The following is a 3,682-nucleotide window of genomic DNA, read 5'->3' on the forward strand; positions in this document are numbered from 1 at the left end:
CCCTATGGCATTCGGCCTTTGTGCGTGGGGCGCAACGAATCCGGCGTGATGGTGGCCAGCGAATCGGTGACGCTGGAAGGCACGGGCTTTGATCTGATGCGCGATGTGCAGCCGGGTGAAGCGCTGTTTGTGGACCTGGAAGGCCAGATCCAGTTCCAGCAATGCGCCGAAAAGGTCAGCCACAACCCTTGCATCTTCGAATACGTGTACCTCGCCCGCCCCGACTCGGTGATGGACGGCATTTCGGTGTACCAAGCGCGTCTGAACCTGGGCAAGACCCTGGCCAAGCGCGTGGTGTCCACGGTGCCGCCGAGCCAGATCGACGTGGTCATTCCCATTCCCGAGTCTTCACGCCCCAGCGCCATGGAGTTGGCGCAACTGCTGGGCTTGCCCTACCGCGAGGGTTTTGTGAAGAACCGCTACGTGGGGCGCACCTTCATCATGCCGGGGCAGGGCGTGCGCAAGAAGTCCGTGCGCCAAAAACTCAATGTGATTTCCAGCGAGTTCAAGGGCCGCAATGTGCTGTTGGTGGACGACTCCATCGTGCGCGGCACGACCAGCCGCGAAATCGTGCAGATGGCGCGCGACGCGGGCGCCCGCAAGGTGTTTCTGGCCAGCGCTGCGCCGCCGGTGCGTTACCCCAATGTGTACGGCATCGACATGCCTACCTCCGACGAACTGGTGGCCTACAACCGCACGGTGGAAGAGGTGCGCGAAAGCATTGGCTGCGATGCGCTGATCTACCAGGATGTGGATGGCATGAAGCAGGCCATCGGCTCGCTCAACCCGAGCCTGGAGGGTTTTGACGCGTCGTGTTTTGATGGCCACTACGTCACCGGCGATATCCACCCCGAAGACATCGCGCGGCTGAACCAGAACCGCGGTAGCCAGGAAGAGGGCGTTGAAGACAACTCGCGCCTGGCCTTGCCCAATTCGCAGGACGCCTGAACCATGCAAACGAAGAAGCTGCCCGCCGGGCTGCACCGCGACACCTTGGCGGTGCGCACGGCGTTGGCCCCCAGCCAGTACGGCGAGAACGCCGAAGCGCTGTACCTCACCAGCGGTTTTGTGCAACCCGACGCGGAAACCGCCGCCCACCGCTTTGCCCACCCGGCCGAGGGTTACACCTATGGCCGCACCTCCAACCCCACAGTGACCAGCTTCGAGCAGCGTCTGGCCGCCATGGAGGGAACCGAGGCCGCCATTGCCGCGTCCACCGGCATGGGCGCCATCCTCATGCTGTGCATGGGCTTGCTCAAAGCGGGTGACCACGTGATTTGCTCGCGTTCGGTGTTCGGCTCCACCATGGCGCTGTTCGGCAAGGAGTTTGCCAAGTTCGGGGTCGAGACCACGTTTGTCTCGCAGACCGAGGTCGCGCAATGGCAAGCCGCCTTGAAGCCCAACACCAAACTGCTGTTTGCCGAAACGCCCACCAACCCTTTGACCGATGTTTGCGACATCCAGGCACTGGCCGATGTGGCGCACAAGGCGGGTGCCTTGCTGGTGGTGGACAACTGCTTTTGCTCACCCGCCTTGCAGCGCCCGGTTGAACTGGGCGCCGACCTGATCATCCATTCTGGTACCAAGTACCTGGATGGTCAGGGCCGTGTCATGGCTGGTGCCATCTGCGGCCCCTCGAAACTGATCGTCGATGTGTTTGCTCCCATCGTGCGTGTGGCGGGTATGACGCTGGCACCTTTCAATGCCTGGGTGGTGCTCAAGGGCCTGGAGACGCTGAACATCCGCATGCAGGCGCAGTGCGCCAACACGCTGGCCGTGGCGCAGTGGCTGCAAGACCACCCGGCGGTCAGCCGCGTCTACTACCCCGGCCTGACATCCCACCCGCAGCACGAACTCGCCATGCGCCAGCAATCGGGCATGGGCGGCGCCGTGCTGTCTTTTGACGTGCGTGGTGTCGGCGTTGAGCAAGCCCGCGCCAACGCCTTCAAAGTGATCGACAGTGCCGAGGTCATGAGCATCGCCACCAACCTGGGCGATACCAAGACCATCATCACCCATCCGGCCACCACCTCGCACGGTCGCCTGACCGAGGCGCAGCGCCAGGACGCCGGCATTGGTCAGGGCTTGATCCGCCTGGCCGTGGGCCTGGAACATGTAGACGACATCAAAGCCGACCTTTCGCGCGGCCTGGACACCTTGTAAATGACCCAAGTCAGAACCCGCTTCGCGCCGTCCCCCACCGGCTTCATCCACCTAGGCAATATCCGCTCGGCGCTCTATCCCTGGGCATTCGCCCGTGCCACTGGGGGCGAGTTCATCCTGCGCATCGAAGACACCGACCTGGAGCGCTCCTCGCAAGCTGCGGTGGACGTGATCATCGAGGGCATGGCCTGGTTGGGGCTGGACCACGACGAAGGGCCGTTCTACCAGATGCAGCGCATGGACCGCTACAAAGCGGTGCTGGCCGACATGTTGGAGGCGGGCCATGTCTATCCCTGCTACATGAGCATGGCTGAACTCGATGCCTTGCGCGAACGCCAGATGGCTGCCAAGGAAAAACCGCGCTACGACGGCACTTGGCGCCCCGAACCTGGCAAAAGCTTGCCCCCCGTGCCCGCCGGTGTGCAGCCGGTGCTGCGCTTCAAGAACCCACAAGGTGGCGTGGTGGCCTGGGAAGACAAGGTCAAGGGCCTGATCGAGATCCGCAACGACGAGCTGGACGATCTGGTGATCGCACGCCCGGACGGTACGCCCACCTACAACTTCTGCGTGGTCGTCGACGACATCGACATGAGCATCACGCACGTGATCCGCGGCGACGACCATGTGAACAACACGCCGCGCCAGATCAACATCTTCCGCGCGCTGGGCAAAGAGCCACCCGTGTACGCCCATTTGCCCACCGTGCTCAACGAGCTGGGTGAAAAGATGAGCAAGCGCAACGGCGCCAAACCGGTCACGCAGTTCCGCGACGAAGGCTATCTGCCCGAAGCCATGGTGAACTACCTGGCCCGCCTGGGCTGGAGCCACGGCGACGACGAAATATTCAGCCGTCAGCAGTTTCTCGAGTGGTTCAATCTCGATCATCTGGGCCGCAGCGCCGCACAGTTCGACGAAACCAAGCTGCGCTGGGTCAATGCCCAGCACCTGAAAGCCATGGACGACGAGGCCTTGGCGGCTTTGGTGTCGACACAGTTGCTGCGCAATGGGATCACGGCCGACGAACGTTTGCCGCACATCTGCGGCTTGTTCAAGGACCGCTGCGACACGACAGTGGCGCTGGCCCATTGGGCGGCCGCGTTTTATGCCGACATCACGCCCAACGCCGAAGAGCGAACCCAGCATGTGACCGATGCGGTGCGCCCGGCGCTGGCGGACTTGGCAGAGAAGCTGGTGGACTGCGTTTGGGACAAGGCGTCGATTGGTGCAGCGATCAAGGAAGTGCTCACGGCCCATGGTCTGAAGATGCCGCAACTGGCGATGCCGGTGCGTGTGCTCGTCATGGGCACGGCGCAGACACCGTCGCTGGATGCGGTGCTCGCATTGCAAAAACAGCAAACTGTTTTACAGAGATTGAAAAACGCCTGAAAAATGTCCTATAATTTGAGGCTTGCTGATGAGCGCCAAGCAGTGATCTGCGAAGTGTTTGGATGCAAACCCTGTGGGGGTATAGCTCAGCTGGGAGAGCGCTTGCATGGCATGCAAGAGGTCAGCGGTTCGA

3 protein-coding genes are annotated in these 3,682 nt (G+C 62.3%); all 3 read left to right on the forward strand.

Going from position 1 to position 3,682, the window contains the following annotated elements; genetic code table 11:
- Nucleotides 1-948, forward strand: a 948-nt coding sequence (locus tag ABYB95_RS19185; protein ID WP_372660522.1) for an amidophosphoribosyltransferase, incomplete at its 5' end; no start/stop codon positions are given.
- A 3-nt stretch (nucleotides 949-951) separates the two neighbouring features.
- On the forward strand, nucleotides 952-2,163 hold the full coding sequence (locus ABYB95_RS19190; RefSeq protein ID WP_372660525.1) for an O-succinylhomoserine sulfhydrylase: 1,212 nt from the start codon (nucleotides 952-954) through the stop codon (nucleotides 2,161-2,163).
- The gene (gltX, locus tag ABYB95_RS19195) at nucleotides 2,164-3,549 is read left to right on the forward strand and encodes a glutamate--tRNA ligase (protein ID WP_372660528.1); all 1,386 of its coding nucleotides are present in this window, start codon (nucleotides 2,164-2,166) and stop codon (nucleotides 3,547-3,549) included. It begins immediately after the preceding gene.
- Nucleotides 3,550-3,682 lie beyond the last annotated feature (133 nt).

Origin of the sequence: Hydrogenophaga sp., from assembly GCF_041633695.1 — a bacterium.
Taxonomy (GTDB): domain Bacteria; phylum Pseudomonadota; class Gammaproteobacteria; order Burkholderiales; family Burkholderiaceae_C; genus Hydrogenophaga.